The sequence below is a fragment of the Mycobacterium liflandii genome (genome assembly GCF_022354805.1).
In the GTDB taxonomy this organism is placed as follows: Bacteria; Actinomycetota; Actinomycetes; order Mycobacteriales; family Mycobacteriaceae; genus Mycobacterium; species Mycobacterium marinum.
Genome location: NZ_CP023138.1, coordinates 5,566,353 through 5,586,399 on the forward strand (window position 1 = coordinate 5,566,353; position 20,047 = coordinate 5,586,399).

Below are 20,047 nucleotides of genomic sequence, written 5' to 3' on the forward strand. Positions count from 1 at the left end.
CGCAGTATGGCCGAGCCGTTATTGGTCGTCGGCCTGGGCAACCCGGGGGAAAACTACGCCCGTACCCGGCACAACCTCGGGTTCATGGTTGCCGACCTCCTTGCTGCCAGGCTGGGCGCAAAGTTCAAGGTGCACAAACGCTCCGGCGCCGAAGTGGTGACGGGTCGATTGGCGCAGCGCTCGGTGGTCCTGGCCAAACCGCGCTGCTACATGAACGAGTCGGGCCGCCAGGTGGCACCTCTGGCGAAGTTTTACTCGGTGCCACCGGCGGACCTTATCGTCATTCACGACGAGCTCGACCTCGATTTCGGCCGCATCAGGCTCAAATTCGGGGCGGCGAAGGCGGGCACAACGGATTGCGCTCGGTGGCCGCGGCGCTGGGCACCAAGGACTTCCAGCGGGTGCGCATCGGCATTGGCCGCCCGCCCGGCCGCAAGGATCCGGCGACATTCGTGCTGGAGAATTTCAGCTCACCGGAGCGTCCGGAAGTACCCACGATCTGCGAACAGGCCGCTGACGCCACCGAGTTGCTCGTCGAAATGGGCCTGGAGCCGGCCCAAAACCGGGTCCACGCCTGGTGAGGCCGGTGTGGGTTTAGCGCTTGGCCGCCGCGGCTTCGGCGATGGCGTGGATGGCCTGCGATAGCTGCTGTCCCACCTCGGCGCGACCGGGGTCGATGGCGGTGAGCAGCGGAGCTGGATCGAAGTAGCTGATGTGCGCCGGACCGCGGGCGTCCGCCCAAACATGGACCCGCACCGGAACCACCGCACCGATCGCTTGAGTGGTACCGAACAGCGTCTTGCCGATCCGTGGATCACCCACGAAGAAGCTGTGTGAACGCTGTAGCTGCATTCCGATCGCTTCCAGCCTGGAAGCTTGATTCACATCACCGAGAATCACCATCCCGTTCTGGTCGGCCGCCGAGTGCAACGCATCAATGCTCGCCTCGAAAGCGGTCGATGTGTCGACCGTGACGAACCTGGTCTCCACCTTGGTTTCCTGAGGTGTGCCGCCGCCCGCGGCCGCGGCCGCGGCCGCGGCGATGGTGCGGATTGCTTGCGAGATCTTCTGACCGGCGTCGGCCAGGCCCGGATCGACGGCGGTGAACTCCGGCGCCGGGTCGATGTAGCTGATATGCGCCGGGCCATCGCCATCCACCCAGACGTGCACCCGTACCGGAACCACCGTGCCGATCGCTTGAGTCGCATCGAAAAACGTCTTACCGATCTGCGGGTTACCAACAAAAAAGCTATGCGCGCCCGGCAACCGCAGGCCGTTGGCCGCCAGCTCAGCATCCTGGTTGATGTCACCGACGATGAGCATCCCGTTGTCGGCGGCGGCGGCGCGCAGCGCATCGGCGGTGGCTTCGAACGGCTGGCTCGAGGTGTAGGTGATGTAGGTCGTCGAAACGGTTCGCTGCCCGTTTGCTGCACCGGTGGTCACCGAAGCGCTGGGCGATTCGGTAGCGATCTTGTTGCCGCCGCTACAGCCGGTCACGGAAAAGGCCACGACAACGGCAACGACAGAAAGGCGTGCGGCGACTCGCGCCGCTAGGGATCGTGATCCGCGAAACATCAGGTACTGCTCCCTTCGACACCGCGATGGGGCCGGCTGTTCGGCTAGCAAAGCCGTGGCAGCGGTCACTTTGGCAAGAACATTCCACCATTGCTTCGCTGCCCAGAGAACACCGTGATCAGTCGGCCAGGCGTGCATGTCCTGGCAGCAGCCAACGCGCCAGCATAAGCGCGCGCGCCAGTAGGGGCCGGATGCCCTTGTGGTACCGACGATGTCGCCCGGGGCGGCAGTCCGACGAGTCTCCACAATGCGGCTCTGTACAAGAGAGGGAATCGCCATGTCGTTTGTGCTCGTAACGCCCGAAGCATTGTCCGCGGCGGCCGCGGACACGGCCCGAATTGGGTCGGCCATCAACGCGGCCACCACGGCAGCGGCGGCCCAGACCACATCCGTGGTGGCGGCCGCGGGCGATGAGGTATCGGCGGCGGTCGCGACGTTGTTCGGCACCTATGGTCAGACATATCAGGCGCTGGCGGCTCAGGCCTCGGGGCTTCACCAGCAGTTCGAAAACGCCCTGGCAGCGGCCGGCAGCTCATATGCGGGCGCGGAGGCCGCCAGCGCCGCACCCCTGCAACAGACGCAGGCCGCGTTCAGCGCCGTCGAGCAGAACGTGTTGTCCGCGGTCAACGCGCCCTCTCTCGCGCTCACCGGGCGCCCGCTCATCGGCAACGGGGCCGACGGCGGACCGGGCCAGGCCGGCGGTGCCGGCGGGTGGCTCTACGGCAACGGCGGAAACGGCGGCAACGGCGGGGCGGGCCAGGCCGGCGGTGGCGGCGGGAGCGCTGGGCTGTTGGGCAACGGCGGTAGCGGCAGTAACGGCGGTCCCGGCATCCCCGGTGGGCCCGGGCCAACCGGCGGAAACGGCGGCAACGGCGGGCTGCTGTTTGGCAATGGTGGAGCCGGCGGCAACGGCGGAGACGCCTACGTGTTCGGCAATGGCCAACCCGGTGGTAGTGGCGGCGCCGGCGGCGACGCCTACCTGTTGGGTACCGGCGGCGCCGGCGGACACGGGGGTCTCGGCTCTGTCGGCGCGGCCGGTACCAACCCCTCCGCGCCCTACCTTCAGGCCGCGAGCGGCACCGATGGCCTCAGCGGCCCCGCAGCCCAGACCGGTGGAGCTGGTGCCGCCGCAACCCCGGCCAACAAGGGGGCACGGGCGGCACCGGCGGCGCCAGCAGCGTCGGCGCCCCGGGCGGCACCGGCGGCACCGGCGGCATCAGCACCTCCCCTAACCAAGCTGGCGGCGGCGGCACCGGCGGCACCGGCGGCATCAGCACCTCCCCTAACCAAGCTGGCGGCGGCGGCACCGGCGGCACCGGCGGCATCAGCACCTCCCCTAACCAAGCTGGCGGCGGCGGCATCGGCGGCACCGGCGGCATCGGTGCCCCAGGCGGCGCCGGCGGCCACGGCGGCGATGGCGGTGCCGGTGGTCGGGGTGGGCTGCTGTTCGGGGTCGGCGGGGCCGGCGGTGCCGGCGGCGACGGCCTCGATGGCGGCCCCGGCGCGATGGGCCTTACCGGCGGCACCGGCGGCCATGGCGGCGATAACACCAGTTCCGTGACCAGGCCGGGGGTCGGCGGTGCCGGCGGCAACGGCGGCGCCGGGGGCCTGTTTGGTCAGTCCGGGGCCGCGGGTGCCGGGGGCACCGCGGGGGCGGGCAGTGCCGGCGGCACCGGCGGCACCGGCGGGGTTGGTGGCACCGGGGGTACGGGTGCTGGTGGAGGGGGCAGGACCGGAGGGGTTGGTGGCGACGGCGTAACCGGTGCTACCGGTGCGTCCGGGCAACCCGGCGCATCCGGCTGACCTGGCTGCGCGCGCAACAGGTAGAGGCCCCGCCAGCGGCGGGGGCCTCTACCTGTTTCTTGCCTTTATCCGTCTCTTCGCGGCGGCTACGTGACCAGAGTCAGTGAGTTGGACCGACGCAGCTTGCCCGACGGGGTCTTCGGGATGGTGCCCGGACCCAGCACCACAACATTGCGCGGACGCACGTCGACCTCGGCGACCACCTCATGGGCCACCTGGTGCTCGATGCGGCGCACTTCGGCGGGATCCTCGAAGGCATTCGACTCGACGGCCACGGCGAAGGTCTCGCGCGAGTGCCCGGCGTCGAGGCGCACCGCTACCGCGCAACCCGGACGCACCCCTTCGACGCGGCCCGCGGCCCGTTCGATGTCGGTGGGATAGATGTTGCGACCCGCCATGATGATGACGTCCTTGACCCGCCCGCACACGACAACGTGGCCGTTTTCCATCTGGTAGCCCAGGTCGCCGGTGTCATACCAGCCGAGCTGGTCCTGAGCCGGGATGAATCCGCCCATGGTGAGGTAACCGGGCGTGACGGACTCGCCGCGCAACTCGATCACTCCGACACCCCGGGAGGGCAACACGTTGCCGTCCGCATCGACGATGCGGGCCTCGATGCCCTGCAATAGCGGGCCCAGCGAGGCCAGCCGGCGGGTGTTGCCCTTGGCGGCAGGAACCGCCCGCCGCAACGCAGCCATCAGGTCGGCGTCAACCTCGTCGACCACCAGACCGGCGCCGCACTCGGAGAAGGCCACCGCGAGGGTGATTTCGGCCATCCCGTAGGCCGGCAGGATCGCCTGCGGCCGCAGACCGAACGGTGCGCCGGCTTCACACAGGTCTTCGACATCGGACGGCTCTACCGGCTCGGCACCGGAGAGCGCGAAACGCAGACTGGACAGGTCGAACTGGCCCGGCTTGGCTTGTTTGCGCAGCCGCTTGGCGAACAGCGAGTAGGCGAAGTTGGGGGCGGCCGTCATCGTGCCCTTGTACTTGTCGATCAGCTTGGCCCACAGCAGCGTGTCCCGCATGAAGTCCATCGGGGTGACCTTGACCAGCTCACCGGCGAAGTACATCGGCACGGTCAGGAACCCGATCATGCCCATGTCATGGAACAGCGGCAGCCAGCTGACCATCACGTCGGTTTCCGCGTCGTACTCGGCGCTGATGTACATCGCCTCGAGGTTTGCGAACAGGTTGCGGTGGGTGATCTGCACGGCTTTGGGCGAACCCGTGGATCCCGATGTCAGCTGCATCAGCGCCAGCTCGTCTTCGCCGACTTCGACGGGGTCGATGGGCTCGGATGCCAGCAGCTGCTCGAAGGTGAGCACCCTGATGCCGCGCTCCTCGAGCACCGGAGCCGCGGCCATGAACGGGTCGGAGATGACGACGGCCTTGGCCTCGATCATGTCGACGACGATCGTGGTGTCCTCGGCCCACAGCGCCAGGTCGGTGCGCGGGGTGGGCTGGTGCAGCATGGTCAGGCTGGCGCCGCGGATCCACAGCCCTTGGGCGGTGGGAGCGATCTCCACCGGGGCTCCGGCCAGCACGCCGACCGCGTCGCCGGGGCCGACGCCCGCGGCGGCAAGCCCTCCGGCGATCTGACGGGCCCGCTCGTGCACCTCGCCCCAGGTGTGCCGAACCGGGGTGTGCGGCTCACCGGTCACCATGCCCTTGGTGGTCTCGCGAGCGTTGCGGAACATCTTTTCGGTAAACCTGCTCAAAGCAACCTCCTCGGTTCGGGCCCCAGGGTCCGGGTTTTCATGTTCCGCCTGCTTGATGTCACATTGCGACAGGCGCGCGCACACAATTGGGGAGCGGTTAGGTCTCGAATCAGTGATGAATCCTCGACCCGATACCGGGTCGCGTGATGGGCAAGGGCAAGGCTCGGCGAGCCGAGCCGGCGGTGACTAGGCGTCCGCCCAGCGCTGCGCTGGGCGGACAAAAATCTCGCGCCATCTTGCTCATCACTACTCGTCACCGCGGATTATCTTAAGCAGTTCTTAAAGAACTGCCAAACCCTCACGCGTATTGAGGCAGATTTCACAATCCGCTTCTCAGACGGTGCTCTGCGAACTATCGTGCCCGGCTACTCCGGGGTTCCCGGCGTCGGCACCACCCGGGCTCCCGGCACCGGTCCGGTCGCGATTCGAACGGTACGACAGACGCCCGCTCCCGACAGCTGCGCGCTGACATCCAGCGCGGACTCGGCCGTGCGGCACAGGAAGGCACACGTCGGACCGGAGCCCGAGACGATGCCGGCGAGGGCGCCGGCCTCCACCCCGGCACGCAGCGCCCGGCGCAGCGCCGGGTCCAGGCTCACCGCGGCGGCCTGCATCTCGTTGCCCAGCAGGGGCGCCAGCTGCTCGGGATCGCCGGCCGCCAGAGCCGCCAGCACCGGCCCGGGCTCGGCGAGCCGAGGTGGACTCCCCACGTCCCTGAGCCGGTCCAGCTCGGTGAACACCGCCGGGGTGGACAGGCCACTGCGTGCGAACGCCAGCACCCAGTGGAAGGTATTCCGGGACAAGACCGTCGCCAGTTCCTCGCCGCGGCCCGTGCCCAGCGCGGTACCGCCGTGCAGCGCAAAGGGCACATCACTGCCCAGCTGCGCGGCCAGCATGCGCAGGTCACGCCGGGGCAGGTTGAGCTCCCACAGCGAATTCATCGCCACCAGTACCGCGGCCGCGTCGGCGCTGCCCCCGGCCATGCCGCCGGCCACCGGAATCGACTTGTCGATGAAGATCGACACGTCCGGTGCGCGGCCGACGTGTTCGGCCATCAGCTCGGCCGCCTGCCAGGCGAGGTTGCGTTTGTCGGTGGGCAGTTTGTCGGCGCCCTCGCCGACGACCTCCAGCGACAGCAGGTCGGCGTTGCGCACCGTCACCTCGTCGACCAGGGAGACCGCGTGAAACACCGTGGTCAACTCGTGATAGCCGTCATCGCGGCGATCGCCGACCGCCAGGTACAGGTTGACCTTGCCGGGGACCCTTACGGTCGCCGACCCGGTAGGCACCCACAACTCAGCGGTGTTTCCGTCCGACGTCCTCGACACCGCAGCAGACTATCGCTGCAACCTGCGAACACACCTACCGGCGTGCGTCCACCACCGATCAGGTCGCCGAAACCGGCCCCGGCACCTGCCCCTCATCGCCTGCCACACCGGCGTCGGGCGGCCCACCGGAGGTGTCGGCAGAGCGGGTGAGCAATCGCACGAAGTCCTCGATGGACAGCGTCTCACCACGACGAGCTGGGTCGATGCTGGCCGCGAGCAACCGATTGGCCGATTCGTTGCCCGAGCCCGCCCACTCCAGGAACGCGTTTCGCGATGTCTTGCGCCGTTGTGCGAAGGCGATGTCCACCAATTCGAACACCTGCCGGCGGAAGTTCTCGTCGGTGGGCCAGGGCGTGGTCTCGTGGCGGTCGATGCGGACCAAGCCGGAGTAGACGCGCGGGATCGGCCAGAACACCGTGGGCGACACCATGCCGCAGCGGCGCACCCGTCCGTAGAAGCCGACCTTGACGCTGGGCACGCCGTATTCCTTGCCACCTGGTTCGGCGGCAAGCCGTTCGGCGACCTCAGCCTGGACCATCACGGTCACGACCCGGATGGACGGGAACTCGGCGAGTAGATGCAGCAACGCGGGAACCGCGACGTTGTAGGGCAGATTGGCGACCACCGCAGTCGGCTGGTCGGCCACGTCCTGCCTGCGCAGCGTCAAGATGTCGTGATGGACGACGGTCAAGCGCCCGATCTCGCTATCGGAGTGCTCGGCCACGGTTTGGGGTAGCCGAGCCGCAAGCACCGGGTCGATCTCGACGGCCGTCACGGCGGCGCCGCGCTCCAGCAGGGCCAGCGTCAGCGAGCCCAGCCCGGGACCAACTTCGAGCACCTGGTCAGACCGGGTGATACCGGAGACAGCAACGACCTTGCGCACGGTGTTGGCGTCGTGGACGAAGTTCTGTCCAAGGGATTTGCGTGGCCGGATATCGAGTTCTTTGGCCAGCCGCCGGATCTCGGTACGCCCGAGCAGCCGGATGGTCAGTGTGCCCCCGCTCGCCCACTACACACGGGCCAGGCGCCCCAGCCCTGCCGTTGGCGGGTCACCTCGGCCACCGCGATCTGTTCTTCGCGGGTGGCCAGGTCAGCCCGCTCGGCGTACCGCAGCCCGCCGTTAGCCACCCAGGTGCCCTGATCGAACTGCACGCCGCCGTAGTAGCCGTTCCCGGTGTTGATCGCCCAGTTACCGCCGGCCTCACAACCCGCGATGGCATCCCAGACGGATCCGTCGATCACCACGGGCACTTCGGTGCCCGGCTTGGTGCCCACCCGGACCACCGCTTCGCGCGCCGGAGTGATCACCACGTTGGCGACCGGCAGCTTGCCGGTCACCACGCCGTTGACCTCGGCGACCGCGAAGGTCACGTCCTGGGTTCCCGGCGCACCCGGGTCCTCCACCACTTCCCGGCTGATGTTCATCTCGGGGTCCTCGATGCGCCGCGCCGGCGGGGGCAGCTCCACCCGCTCGGTGACCCGCTCGATGCGGTTACGCGTCACCTCGATCTGCATGCCGTCGACGATCGGAGTCGCCGCACTGGGCGCCACCTGGTCGTTGCCCTGCAACGGGGCGCCGGCCGCGCTCAGCAACGCCGCGACGTTGGCGGCCGGCAAGTGCACGCTGCGCACCACACCGCCGTCGTTGATCTGCACGTTCTTGGCGCTGACGACGGGCAATGCCATCCCCGCCAGCGGCACCCGGCTGCCACGAGAGGCCGTGGCCGGAGCCGTGTCGGTCATCGCGAGTTGGGCCAGCGCCTCATCCACGGTGGAGGCCGTGGTCCACACCTTCTTGACCTGGTGGCCGTCCAGCGAGATCTCCAGCGGGCGGCTGCGCCGCAGCACGATGGTCTCCGCGTTGTGCACCGCCACTTCGGCGGCCGGATACAGGTCGTCACCGTCTCCGACGGAGTAGCCGTTCTCCTGAACGATGTCGATCACCCGCGACTTCATCGTCGTCACCCGCATCGCGGTTCCATCGACGGTCAATGTCACGGTCTTGGACGCAGAAACTGCGTAGCCGCCGGCCAGGGCCAGTCCCACCAGCAGAGCGCCAACCACAGCGCGCAACATGGGCGATTCAGTTTGATGAAGTTTCGTAATCAGATTCAACGTCCGTCTATCCCCGACCTCAGCAACAACCCAACGACCTTTTCAGCTGAAAATGACAAAATGGGCCCAGAGGCCCACCTGTTCGATAACAAGACGGTAACGAACCGTCCAATGTTGAGCAACTCCGGCGGCGGGGTGTTACAACCGCGGACCGGGAATCGCCTGTTGGCCTAGCCTAGTCCATACACTCGCCGAGCATTGCTGGCCGTTACCTGGACCAATTCCTCAGCACTACCATTGAGCAGCTCAGCGAGCGCCCGAACGGTGTAGGGCAGGCAATACGGTTCGTTCGCTGCACCGCGGTAGGGGTGCGGGGTCAAAAAAGGTGCATCGGTTTCGACCAGAAGCTGGTCCAGCGGTATCAGCGGGACCGCTTCGCGCAGCTCGCGGGCGTTGCGGAAGCTCACCGTCCCGGACAGGCTCAGCAACCATCCGGCCGCCACACACTCGCGAGCCATCGCAGCGTCCGACGAGAAACAGTGGAAGATCACGGTGTCGGGAGCGCCCTCGGCGCGCAGCACGTCGAGCACCTCGCGATCGGCCTGCCGGTTGTGGATCATCAGCGGCTTGCCGGTCCGCTTGGCCAGGTCGATGTGCCAGGCAAAAGCCTCCCGCTGCACGTCGGGGTCCGCACATCCTTCCAGTCGGCCCGGCCAATACATGTCCATACCGGTCTCCCCCACCGCCACTACCCGCCGATGAGCTACCAGTTCTTCGATTTCACGGCGCGCGGCCTCGGTCAGCGCGTCGGTCCGGGTCGGGTGCAGCGCCACCGCGGCGTAGACCCGCGGATCCCACTCGGCCGCACGGGTCACCCATCGCGCCGATTCCAGATCGTCAGCGATGGTCACCACCGCCTCCACCCCGACCGCCGCGGCACGGTCGACGATGGCGATCACTCCCGCGGCATCGGCGGCGCCGCAGGCATCGAGATGGGTATGCGCGTCGATCAACGGTGCCAGGGGCTGCGGGGCGGGCGGTGCTTCTCGTTTGGCGGCGCGGTTGGAGCTCACGCGCACACAATAGGACTAACCAATAGGGTGGGTTCTGAGATGAAGCCCTATTACGTCACCACTGCGATCGCGTATCCCAACGCCGCACCGCACGTGGGTCATGCATACGAATACATCGCCACCGACGCGATTGCCCGGTTCAAGCGGCTCGACGGCTTCGACGTCCGCTTCTTGACCGGGACCGACGAGCACGGGCTGAAGGTGGCGCAAGCCGCCGCGGCCGCGGACATCCCGACCGCGCAGCTGGCCCGGCGCAATTCGGATGTGTTCCAGCGCATGCAGGAAGCGTTGAACATCTCCTTCGACCGGTTCATTCGCACCACCGATTCCGACCACTACGAGGCCTCCCAGGAGATCTGGCGGCGCATGGATGCTGCCGGCGACATCTATCTGGACAGCTATTCCGGCTGGTACTCGGTGCGCGATGAAAGGTTCTTCGTCGAGTCGGAGACCCAAGTTGTCGACGGCACCCGGATAGCCACCGAAACCGGAACCCCGGTGACCTGGACCGAGGAGCAGACCTACTTCTTCCGGCTGTCGGCCTACGCCGACAAACTGCTGGCGCACTACGAAGCCAACCCGGATTTCATCGCGCCCGAGGTGCGGCGCAACGAGGTGGTCAGCTTCGTCTCCGGTGGGCTCAAAGACCTATCGGTCTCCCGCACGTCGTTCAACTGGGGCGTTCCGGTACCCGGACATCCCGACCACGTCATGTACGTGTGGGTCGACGCGCTGACCAACTATCTGACCGGGGCCGGCTACCCGGATACCGGCTCGGAGGCCTTCCTGCGCTACTGGCCGGCTGATCTGCACATGATCGGCAAGGACATCATCCGGTTCCACGCCGTCTACTGGCCGGCATTCTTGATGTCGGCCGGCATCGAGCTGCCGCGCCGGGTTTTCGCGCACGGGTTCTTGCACAACCGCGGCGAAAAGATGAGCAAGTCGCTGGGCAACACCATCGACCCGATGGGCCTGATCGAAACGTATGGAGTGGACCAGGTTCGCTACTTCTTACTGCGCGAGGTCCCATTCGGGCAGGACGGCAGCTACAGCGAAGAAGCCATCATCAACCGGATCAACACCGATCTGGCCAACGAGCTGGGAAACCTGGCCCAGCGGTCGTTGTCGATGATCGCCAAGAACCTGGGCGGGGCGGTACCCGAGCCCGGCGAATTCTCCGCCGCCGACAGGGAGCTGCTGGCGATCGCCGACGGGCTGCTGGAACGGGTGCGCGAACACTTCGACAATCAGTCGATGCACCTTGCTCTGGAAGCGATTTGGCTGATGCTCGGCCATGCGAACAAATACTTTTCCGACCAGCAGCCGTGGGTGCTGCGCAAGAGCGAGTCCGAGACCGACCAAGCCCGGTTCCGCACGACGCTCTACACCACATGTGAGGCCGTGCGCATCGCGGCGCTACTGGTTGCGCCGGTCATGCCGGAGTCGGCCGCCAAGTTGTTGGACCTGCTGGGCCAGCGGCCAGATCAGCGGTCGTTCAACGCCATCGGCGCCCGCCTGGTCCCGGGCACCGCGATGCCGTCGCCCACCGGTGTATTCCCGCGCTACCAGCCGCCGCCTTCCGAAACCGGGTAAGCGTTACCAGCGCGGCCGATCGCCTGTACCGCTGCGGCAGTAGTGCGGTTGAGCGCACCACTTTTGGGAGCCCACCCCACTGCCGCACTTTCGGCTTGGCCGGTCGACGCCGTGGCGCCAAGGACGCTTCCCGCGCAACGGTTTTGCCGGGCATGCTTTCAAGGTGAGCAGGGGGTTTCAACGCCAAGATTCCGGATTTGTCCAGACTCCCGGGCTCGCAGAGCGAACGGCCAGGCGCCAGGCTAGATCCCGGCATCAAGCGGACCAATAGGATGTTTCCGCAGTGATCGAGAATCGCAAGGACCTGGAGTCATACCTGGCCGCGGATCTACACGCCTACGGCCTGGATCGCTGGCGACTCCGGCACCGGATCTTGCAGCGCCCCGCGCATTTTCAGCGTTTGCTACGCAAGTCCGAGTATTGGACGAATTCGGCTCGGACGCCGGCCGGCCGACTCCTTGCCGGATATCTTCGGCTACGAACCAAGTTCCTCGGCGAACGCCTCGGCTTCGACATCCCGCGCAACGTATTCGGCCCGGGCCTCTCGATCGCCCATATCGGCTCGATTGTCGTGAACTGCAACGCCAAAGTCGGCTCGAATTGCCGAATCCACCATGGCGTGACAATAGGTGAAGGACGCGCCGGCGAATACCCGACGATCGGCGATGACGTTTTCATCTCGGTCGGAGCCACGGTGCTCGGCGCCGATGTCGGCAGCCGTGTGGTCATCTACGCGAGCGCGGTCGTCATCAAGCCGGTACCTGACGATGTCGAGGTCGCCGGCATTCCCGCCCGAGTCGTCAGGGACCGTCGTCCGGGCGGCCTGCGCCCCCAGAGGCCGGGCTCCTAGGTCCGGCACCCAGATCGCCGACCGGCACAGGAAACTCGTTCAGCACAACGTCAGCAAACCTACGGTGTCATTGATCGCTGACCGAGGTCTGCGCGTCGCGGGGCACATCGAGTGCTGCAATGGCGTAAAAGCCGGAATCGTCGCGGCCGTCCCGAGCCAGCAGCATGGGCGGATAGTCCACCAGGTGCGAACCATTCGGTTTGTGCTGTTGCCAATCGATCGCAGCCCGTAGCGTGTAGTGACCGGCCGGCAGGCCAGTCAGATCGATACGTACCGTCTCGGTTGCCGACGCCGGTATCGGCGCAATGGCATTGCGATCGCCGGGCGCCTCGGGAACCAGAGATTTGAGGTCCACGCTCGATGGCAGCGTGCGAATCGTCTGTCCGGTGAAGTCCACCAACCGGAAGCCGGGTACCCATTTCTCGGTCGCAGCGGCGGAGCCGGAGTTGGTCCAGACCACCGAGATGGTCGCCGCCTTGCCGTCCATCCCTTGGGATCCGGGTTTGGCTTCGACCGAATAGCGATATCCCGCGGTCGCATTGGCCTGGGCCCACAGCAAGTACAGCTTGGGATCCATCGGTGAGCGCGAGTCCTCGTCGGGGAAGTTGATGCTCGATGTCATCGAGACGTGGTATCTCATGACGTCGCGCAGGCCCTTCTCGTAGTAGGCCTGCCGCGTGGTGCCCTCGGGCAATTGGCACCATTCGGTGATCACCGGCGCCGTGGCCAGTCGTTGCCGCAGCTGCCCGACCACGGGATCTTGGGTCTGCACGTAGTGAGCGCCATTGCCGTCCGCCCAGGCCGGCATTGGCGCATAGACCCCAAGGCAGTCCGACCGGATACCGACCGGCGCGGAAAGCTTCTTGGTGACGTCGTCGGCAAGGAGTTCGCGAACGATCTCCGGGTTGGCCGGACTGGTCACCAATTGGGTTCGGGGGAAGGCGCTGACGTTCGCCCCGACCAGCTGCCGAATGGAATCGGTGGTGATGTTCTGGTCGCGGAACTGGCTGTAGTAACCAAGGGCGGCGGCGCTGGCATCGGGGGCCGGACCGGGCGCACCTAGCGAGTCACGCAGATAGGCGATGTGGTTTTCGCTGAAGTCTCCGTATCCGGAGAACTCGAACACGCTGAGCCGTTCGTCGCCGTCGTAGCGGCGGCCCAGCGCTGCCAGCAACTCGCCGAAGCTGCGCAGATAGGTGGGATCGTTGAAGTTCGGCACCACCTGCGTCACTCCGGCACCCACGCCGTGGGCCGGCCCCGGATAGCTGGTGGTGGTTCCCGGAATCGCGCGCAACCAGTCGGGCACGGCGATGTTGGTGTTGTTCGGGTAGGAGTCGTTGCAGCAGGAGTTGTAGGCGTAGATGCGCAGGGTCAAGCGCATGCGACGATCGGCCAGCTTGCTCAGCGCGTCGTCGATCAGGCCGAAGTCGTACTTGAGTTCATCGGGAGGGTTGGGCCCCAGCGTGGCCGGATCCACCGGCTGCAGCTGGCGCCACGGGAGACGCAAGCTGGCGTCGAACGACGCCGGCCAAGCCGGGTACCGCTGCTGGGCGGGATCGCGTTGCGGGAACAGCGGTTCCAAGAGGTCTTCGTACTGGCCGCGCAGCGGGTTGGGGAGCTCCTGGGAAGCTGCCGGAATCGCGGGACTGACTATCGCGGCCAGTGGGCTGTTGTTTTCGTGGCTTCTGCTGCAGCCGTCGAGTGCCCCGCCCAGTAGAAGAACCACGCACGCAACAACGATCGATGTGTGTTTCTTAATTGTCCGAACCATTCTCACATTCGAGCCAGATCGCGCCGAGCATCGACGCCTCGCGGTCGGCGAGCAACGGCATCGGCATCCAACGAGCGGATAACAACGCCGCCAACGCGTTGCTGACTACCTTCAGTTGACGAGCGGCCTGTTCAAGCCCAGATTTTCGAATGCACGCCAGTGCGCATTGATAAACCCCAGTTCGCCTGGTTTTCCGCCGGGTCTACCGGGAAAGTCACGGCTCGATTCTAGTTAAGCGAGCCTAACACGCACGCCCGGTCCAGCCGCGCCGCCGAGCCGGCGCGCGACGGCCCAATGCGGTGACGATGCGCCCGGTCAGCTAACCGGAGGTGGTTAGCGCAAGCAGGCCCGGCCGTGGGACCGGGCGTGCCGAAAGTGAGACAGCTCACAATCGGGGCCCTTACTGTCACGGCAGGCCGGTCTGCGGTGTCTTGAGGGCACAAGTCCGTTGCGTTCCCCAAGAGTCCGCAACAACGGCAACAACACGGAGGCAGCAGATGAGCGAGATGACCGAGGACCGCAACCATGTCGTCGTGATCGGCGGCGGCTACGCCGGAATCATGGCCGCCAACCACTTGAGGTCGCGTGCGGACCTGGAGATCACCGTGGTGAACCCGCGTCCTGTCTTTGTCGAGCGGATTCGGTTGCACCAGTTGGCCGCGGGCAGCGGCACCGCCACCGTCGACTACGACTCGATGCTCGGCGACGGCATTCACCTGGTGGTCGACGCCGTCGACCGGATCGACGCCGATGAACACCGGTTGCTACTGACATCGGGATCCGAGCTGGGCTACGACTACCTGATCTACGCCGTCGGCAGCACCGCGGCGATGCCCGCCGTGGCAGGCGCCGCCGAGTTCGCATTTTCGGTGGCCGACCTCGACGGCGCGACACGGCTGCGGCACGCGATGGCCGATCTGCCCGCCGACGCCGCCATCACCGTGGTCGGCGGCGGATTGACCGGCATCGAGGCCGCGGCCGAGCTTGCCGAGCGTGGCCGCCGCGTCACGTTGGTCTGCGGCGGCAGGCTGGGGCCGTCATTGAGCAACCGCGGCCGCCGCTCGGTGGCCAGGCAACTGGGCAAACTCGGGGTGAACGTGCTGGAATCGGCGGCCGTCAGCGAAGTCCGGTGGAATGCGGTGGTGCTGGCCGATGACACGGTGCTCGCCAGCGCCGCCACCGTGTGGACGGCGGGATTCGGTGTCCCGGATCTGGCCGCCCGCAGCGGGCTCCGCACCGACGATCTGGGCCGATTGCTCACCGATGAGACGCTGACCAGCGTCAGCGATGACCGCATCGTTGCCGCCCGCGACGCCGTCGCGCCGTCGGGCCAGCCCTTGCGGATGAGCTGCCAAGCCGCCGGGCCGCTGGGGGCCCAGGCGGCAAACACGGTGCTGAGCCGGATCGCTGGAGATCAACCCGTCGCGCTGAACCAGGCGTTCGTCGGACAATGCATCAGCGTGGGCCGCAGCTACGGCACGATTCAACTCGCGCACACCGACGACACCCCGGTGAACGTGATCATCGGCGGCCGTGCCGGCGCGGCAGTCAAGGAAGCCATCTGCAAGGGCACCCTGTGGGCGCTGCGGCGCGAGGCCGCCAAACCCGGCTCGTACTTCTGGCTGAAGGGCGGCAGCCGACCCGTCCAACCGTCGGCCGAGCAACCGGTTGTGCTCCCATGACACCACCGTCGCACAGTGACGAGCATGCCGAACGGTTCACCCTGCTGCGCCCGCTGTTGTTCACCATTGCCTACGAAATCCTGGGCTCAGCAACCGAATCCGACGACGTGCTGCAGGAGAGCTATTTGCGGTGGGCGGCGGTCGACTTGTCGGCCGTCCGCGACACCAAGTCCTACCTGGCCCAACTGGTAACTCGCCAGTCGCTTAACGCATTGCGGGCCGGCGCTCGCCGCCGCGAGGAGGAGGAGTACGTGGGGCCGTGGCTCCCCGAGCCGCTGCTACTCGACGAGAGCGACCCGTCGGCTGATCTGGTACTCGCGGAATCGGTGTCGATGGCCATGCTGGTCCTGCTGGAGACCCTGACCCCCGACGAGCGCGCGGTGTTCGTACTGCGCGAGGTGTTCGGATTCGACTATGAGGAGATCGCCGACGCGGTGGGAAAGCCCGCTCCGACGGTGCGCCAGGTCGCTCACCGGGCCCGCGCGCACATCCAGGCGCGGCGCAAGAAGTACGGCGATGTCGACCCGCAACGCAATGCGCAGCTCACCGCCCAGTTTCTGCAGACCGCTGCCAGCGGCGACGTGGAAGCGTTGATGGCGATGCTGGCACCGGATGCGACCTGGCTGGCCGACAGTGGCGGCAAGGTGTCTGCGGCCCGCAAGCCGGTGGTCGGCGCCGAACGGGTGGCCAGGGCCATCACCGGGCTCATCCGCAAAGCAGCAACCGAACTGCAGGTCGAGCTGGTGACGTGCAACAGTGCTCCCGCGGTCCTGTTCTATCTCGGCGGGCAGTTGGAGGGAGTGATCACGCTGGAAATCGTCGGCGACAAGATCACCAACTTCTATGTGATGCGTAATCCGGACAAGCTGACGGCGGTGGCGCGGGCCCACGAAATCAGCCGCGGCTAGGCGTCGCGGCCCGGCCGCTCACCGGCACCGCCGCACCGCCTGCCGTCGCCGGGCTGGACTCGTGGCGTGCGAAAACCCATCGTTCTGTCAAGCTAAAGCGGTGTTAATCGACCGGCTCGGCGATCTTGGCAGCGCCCCCCAGGTGCTGCGCGCCGTCGGCCATGCCACCCGGCAACTGGATCTGCCGCCGCCGGCCGCCCTCACTGGCGAATGGTTCGGCGCGCTGGCAGTCATCGCCCCCAGTGTGTCGGTGCGGCCGGTGACCAGCACAGATACCTTCCCGATCCGGCGCGGCGCCGATACCGCGGCGGCGTCGGTGCCGGGCGCGGTCGGTGGCGGCTGGGTGGGCTACCTGTCCTATCCAGACCCTGGCGCCGACGGACACGGTGGCCGAATCCCGGAAGCGGCCGGCGGCTGGACCGACAGCGTGCTGCGCCGGGACCGCGACGGGCGGTGGTGGTACGAAAACCTGTCCGGTGCGCCCATGCCGGACTGGCTGGGCAACGCGCTATCAGCAACCCCGGGGCTATCCGCCCGCCCGGCGGCGACCTGCCTGATCGACTGGGGAACGGCCGACCGGCACGCACACCGCGAAGGCGTGCTGGCCTGCTTGGATGCGATCGCGGCCGGCGAGGTCTACCAGGCGTGCGTATGCACCCAGTTCACCGGAACGGTGGCCGGGGACCCACTGGATTTCTTCATCGACGGAGTCGCGCGCACTTCCCCGGCCCGGGCCGCCTATGTCGCCGGCGATTGGGGCGCGATCGCATCGCTGTCCCCCGAGCTTTTCCTGCAGCGTCGCGGCGACACGGTGACATCCAGCCCGATCAAGGGGACCCTGCCCCTGGACGCCTGGCCGTCGGCGTTGCGGGCATCGCCCAAAGAGGTGGCCGAAAACATCATGATCGTGGACTTGGTCCGCAACGACCTTGGCCGGGTTGCGATTACCGGCACCGTGACGGTGCCCGAACTGCTGGTGGTGCGGCGCGCCCCTGGGGTGTGGCACCTGGTGTCCACGGTGTCGGCCCAGGTCCCGGTTGAGTTGCCGACCTCGGCGCTCCTGGACGCCACCTTCCCACCCGCCTCGGTCACCGGAACACCCAAACTCCGCGCCCGCCAATTGATTTCGCAATGGGAACAGCGCCGTCGTGGAATTTACTGCGGCACAGTTGGTTTGGCCTCTCCAATCGCCGGTTGCGAGCTCAACGTCGCCATCCGCACCGTGGAATTCGACACGATAGGCAACGCGGTACTGGGCGTGGGAGGCGGCATCACCGCCGACTCCGATCCCGGCGCCGAATGGGAAGAATGCCTGCATAAGGCCGCGCCCGTCGTTGGCTTGCCGGCGCCCACAACCGCCACCAGGGTGGGCTAGTCAGCAAACCAGGCCCCGATAACCAACGAATTTCGGCCAACGCCCACGCAATGGGCCGCTGACGCCTAAGCTCCTAAGCATCGACCCGTGTGCGCGCCGCGGTCGAATGCGAGAGGGGACCTTCATGAGAGTCGGTGTCGTTGGCGTTGCCGCCGCGGCCATGGTGGGCGGGACGGTGGCGGTTTCGCCACTGACCATGTCCGGGCCGATGCACGCGCCTAACCAGGGGACATGCACCGCGGGGCAGCAATGCGACCGGCTGGCATCGGTCCTGATACCGAAGCCGCCCGGAGAGGCAGCACAGCCCGCCGGACCGGCGGAGATAACCCCCGCCGAGGCACCGCAGGCCATGCTGCCGGGCTTGGAGCAGCCACCCGCGGTCCCTGCAGCAGCTCGCATTCCCGGCGGATCGGGCCTACCGGGCGGCCTGGACGCGGGCGGCTCGGCCCTGACCGCGTTGCCGCCCCCTGCCGGCGTCCCTGACGTCGGCATTCCCGGCGTTGGCATCCCCGGTGTCGGTCTTCCCAGCGTGGGTGTTCCGACGGTTGGTTTCCCCACGATCGGTGTGCCCTCGGTGCCGAACGTGGTCGGCTCGGTGCTGGGCATCACCGGCTCAGTGACGAGCGCCGTGACTTCCGGCGCACTGGCAGTCACCTACGTCATGCTCGCCTACAACACCCTGCGCTCGGCAGGAATCCTGCCGGACCTCAGCGTACCGATCAGCTCCGTGACCAATATGCTGCTGCCCTCCACGGCGACGGCATCATCGCTGCTGCCCACCTTGGCCGCGCCGGGCCTGGCCGCCTTGCCCGGCCTGACCCCCGCAGGTCTGGTCACGCTGGCGTCAATGGGCGGAATACCGGGTCTTAGCCTGCCCGCCCTGTCGAGAGTGTCTCCAGCAACTCTGCTGACCGAGGCGGCCAATGCCTTGCCGGGTCTGGCGAGCGTGTCAACCACCGACCTGCTGGCGGTGGCCGTGATGGGCGGAGCGCCGCAGCTGGCCTCCATGCTGCCCATGCTTCAGGCCGCGCTGCCGGGCATGTCGGCCACCGATGTGATGGCGATGGTGACGGGCGGACTGCCGCAGCTGCCGGGCGGCCTGCCAAACCTTCAGGCCATTCTGCCCGGGGGCGATCCGACGATGCTGGCAGCGGGCGGTCTGCCGGCCCTGCCGGCCGCGGGCCTACCCGCCCTGCCGGCCGCGGGCCTACCCGCGCTCCCGGCCGCGGGCCTACCCGCCCTGCCGGCCGGTTTGCCCGCGCCCAAGGTCGGTCTACCGTCATTGGGCGGTCCACCGGCGCCGCCACAGCTGCCACAGCTGCCGGCGCTGCCGGCACCGGCCCCTCCGAAGATCTCGCCTCCGAAGATCTCGCCCCCGCGCCTGTGTACGCCGACAATCGGCCCCATCGGGAGCACCTGCACACCCAACTGATCGGCAGCTACGGCGCCGCATCCGTTTCGCGGCGCGCCAGCTGGACCGCATCGTAGAGTTCGCGCGTACGGATGCCCTGGTGCCCCGTAGCCACCTCACTGCAGGCGTCTTTGACCCGAATGCCGCCCGCGACGAGGTTCTCCACCTCCGCCACCAGCGACTGCAGGTCGACGTGCAACGGGGCAGCACCGGCCAGTACCACGGTGATTTCGCCGAGCACGCCGTCGGCCGCCCAGTCGGCAAGTTCGCCGAGCGATCCGCGTCGCACCTCCTCGTGCACCTTCGTCAGTTCCCGGCAGACCGCGGCGGGACGCGAACCCCCGAGCTGCTCGACGGCATCGCGCAGGCACGCCGCCAGCCTGCGCGGTGACTCGAAGAACACGCAGGTGCGCGGCTCTTCGGCCAGCGAGGCCAGCCAGGCCCGGCGCGCCCCGCTCTTGCGTGGCGCAAACCCCTCGAAGCAGAACTTGTCCGACGCCAAACCGGATACCACCAGTGCCGTCGTTACCGCGGACGGCCCGGGCAGGCAAGTCACCGAGATCCCGGCCTCGATACACGCCGCCACCAATCGATAGCCGGGGTCGTTGATGATCGGCATTCCGGCGTCGCTGACCACCAACACCGTCGCGCCGGCTTCAATCGCCTCGACCAGGGTGCCCACCCGCAAGGCCTCAACCCGATCGAACAGGCTGACCACGCGGCCGCCAATCGAGATGTCGAGCGCCTTGGCCAGGGTTCGCACGCGGCGCGTGTCCTCGGCCGCCACCACATCGGCACTGGTGAGCGCATCGATCAGGCGCGCGGACGCATCCGAGGGCTGGCCCAATGGGGTTGCCCCGAGCAGCAGACGACCAACGGTCATGACCGACAGCCTACGA

The 20,047-nt window shown here is 67.4% G+C and carries 16 protein-coding genes and 1 pseudogene; 9 read left to right on the forward strand and 8 right to left on the reverse strand.

Annotated features, from left to right (window positions below):
- The first annotated feature begins 6 nt into the window (after positions 1–6).
- Positions 7–581 (forward strand): annotated as a pseudogene (gene pth / locus CKW46_RS24710) (aminoacyl-tRNA hydrolase).
- A 13-nt stretch (positions 582–594) separates the two neighbouring features.
- Here pth and CKW46_RS24715 read toward each other — a convergent pair.
- Positions 595–1,905 carry a DUF302 domain-containing protein gene (locus tag CKW46_RS24715; RefSeq protein ID WP_238559435.1) on the reverse strand — a complete coding sequence of 437 codons (1,311 nt, stop codon included), beginning with the start codon at positions 1,903–1,905 and terminating at the stop codon, positions 595–597.
- On the opposite strand from CKW46_RS24715, the gene CKW46_RS24720 reads away from it, so the two are divergent.
- Both CKW46_RS24720 and CKW46_RS24725 read left to right on the forward strand, forming a co-directional pair.
- Positions 1,853–3,136, forward strand: coding sequence for a PE family protein (locus CKW46_RS24720; RefSeq protein ID WP_499018433.1), 1,284 nt, complete (start codon positions 1,853–1,855; stop codon positions 3,134–3,136). The genes CKW46_RS24715 and CKW46_RS24720 overlap by 53 nt on opposite strands.
- Entirely contained in the window at positions 3,133–3,378 is a 246-nt protein-coding gene (locus CKW46_RS24725; protein WP_499018435.1) for a hypothetical protein, read from the forward strand. Before CKW46_RS24720 ends, CKW46_RS24725 begins: the two co-directional genes overlap by 4 nt.
- 86 nt (positions 3,379–3,464) lie before the next feature.
- Here CKW46_RS24725 and CKW46_RS24730 read toward each other — a convergent pair whose 3' ends face one another.
- The 5 genes from CKW46_RS24730 to CKW46_RS24750 all read right to left on the reverse strand — a co-directional run bounded on the left by CKW46_RS24730 (position 3,465) and on the right by CKW46_RS24750 (position 9,561).
- Positions 3,465–5,099 (reverse strand): fatty acyl-AMP ligase, encoded by a 1,635-nt coding sequence (locus CKW46_RS24730; RefSeq protein ID WP_117435585.1) that lies wholly within the window; start codon positions 5,097–5,099, stop codon positions 3,465–3,467.
- A gap of 365 nt (positions 5,100–5,464) precedes the next feature.
- Positions 5,465–6,427: a 4-(cytidine 5'-diphospho)-2-C-methyl-D-erythritol kinase gene (locus CKW46_RS24735; protein ID WP_020729723.1), complete on the reverse strand. Its 963-nt coding sequence runs from the start codon at positions 6,425–6,427 to the stop codon at positions 5,465–5,467.
- Positions 6,428–6,485: 58 nt separating this feature from the next.
- Positions 6,486–7,418, reverse strand: coding sequence for a 16S rRNA (adenine(1518)-N(6)/adenine(1519)-N(6))-dimethyltransferase RsmA (rsmA, locus tag CKW46_RS24740; RefSeq protein ID WP_036426311.1), 933 nt, complete (start codon positions 7,416–7,418; stop codon positions 6,486–6,488).
- Positions 7,415–8,542: a resuscitation-promoting factor gene (locus tag CKW46_RS24745; protein ID WP_036426310.1), complete on the reverse strand. Its 1,128-nt coding sequence runs from the start codon at positions 8,540–8,542 to the stop codon at positions 7,415–7,417. The genes rsmA and CKW46_RS24745 overlap by 4 nt, the downstream gene beginning before the upstream one ends.
- A 170-nt stretch (positions 8,543–8,712) precedes the next feature.
- A complete protein-coding gene (locus tag CKW46_RS24750; RefSeq protein ID WP_117435582.1) occupies positions 8,713–9,561 on the reverse strand; it encodes a TatD family hydrolase in 849 nt (282 codons plus the stop codon).
- Positions 9,562–9,594: 33 nt separating this feature from the next.
- Here CKW46_RS24750 and metG point away from each other — a divergent pair, with 33 nt between their 5' ends.
- Positions 9,595–11,151, forward strand: coding sequence for a methionine--tRNA ligase (gene metG / locus CKW46_RS24755; protein ID WP_015356980.1), 1,557 nt, complete (start codon positions 9,595–9,597; stop codon positions 11,149–11,151).
- A 283-nt stretch (positions 11,152–11,434) separates the two neighbouring features.
- Positions 11,435–12,001, forward strand: a complete 567-nt coding sequence (locus tag CKW46_RS24760) for a serine acetyltransferase (RefSeq protein WP_015356981.1) — start codon at positions 11,435–11,437, stop codon at positions 11,999–12,001.
- 67 nt (positions 12,002–12,068) lie between these two features.
- On the opposite strand, the gene CKW46_RS24765 is transcribed toward CKW46_RS24760, so the two are convergent.
- Complete coding sequence (locus CKW46_RS24765) at positions 12,069–13,772, reverse strand: hypothetical protein (protein ID WP_015356982.1); 1,704 nt, start codon at positions 13,770–13,772, stop codon at positions 12,069–12,071.
- A 497-nt stretch (positions 13,773–14,269) separates the two neighbouring features.
- Here CKW46_RS24765 and CKW46_RS24770 point away from each other — a divergent pair, with 497 nt between their 5' ends.
- The 4 genes from CKW46_RS24770 to CKW46_RS24785 all read left to right on the forward strand — a co-directional run bounded on the left by CKW46_RS24770 (position 14,270) and on the right by CKW46_RS24785 (position 19,169).
- Positions 14,270–15,454, forward strand: coding sequence for an NAD(P)/FAD-dependent oxidoreductase (locus tag CKW46_RS24770; protein ID WP_117435581.1), 1,185 nt, complete (start codon positions 14,270–14,272; stop codon positions 15,452–15,454).
- A complete protein-coding gene (locus CKW46_RS24775; protein ID WP_117435580.1) occupies positions 15,451–16,362 on the forward strand; it encodes an RNA polymerase sigma-70 factor in 912 nt (303 codons plus the stop codon). Before CKW46_RS24770 ends, CKW46_RS24775 begins: the two co-directional genes overlap by 4 nt.
- 100 nt (positions 16,363–16,462) lie before the next feature.
- Positions 16,463–17,737, forward strand: a complete 1,275-nt coding sequence (locus CKW46_RS24780; RefSeq protein ID WP_015356984.1) for an aminodeoxychorismate synthase component I — start codon at positions 16,463–16,465, stop codon at positions 17,735–17,737.
- Positions 17,738–17,861: 124 nt separating this feature from the next.
- The gene (locus CKW46_RS24785; protein WP_252872298.1) at positions 17,862–19,169 is read left to right on the forward strand and encodes a hypothetical protein; all 1,308 of its coding nucleotides are present in this window, start codon (positions 17,862–17,864) and stop codon (positions 19,167–19,169) included.
- A gap of 7 nt (positions 19,170–19,176) precedes the next feature.
- On the opposite strand, the gene rsmI is transcribed toward CKW46_RS24785, so the two are convergent.
- Positions 19,177–20,031 (reverse strand): 16S rRNA (cytidine(1402)-2'-O)-methyltransferase, encoded by an 855-nt coding sequence (gene rsmI, locus CKW46_RS24790; protein WP_020786156.1) that lies wholly within the window; start codon positions 20,029–20,031, stop codon positions 19,177–19,179.
- Positions 20,032–20,047 lie beyond the last annotated feature (16 nt).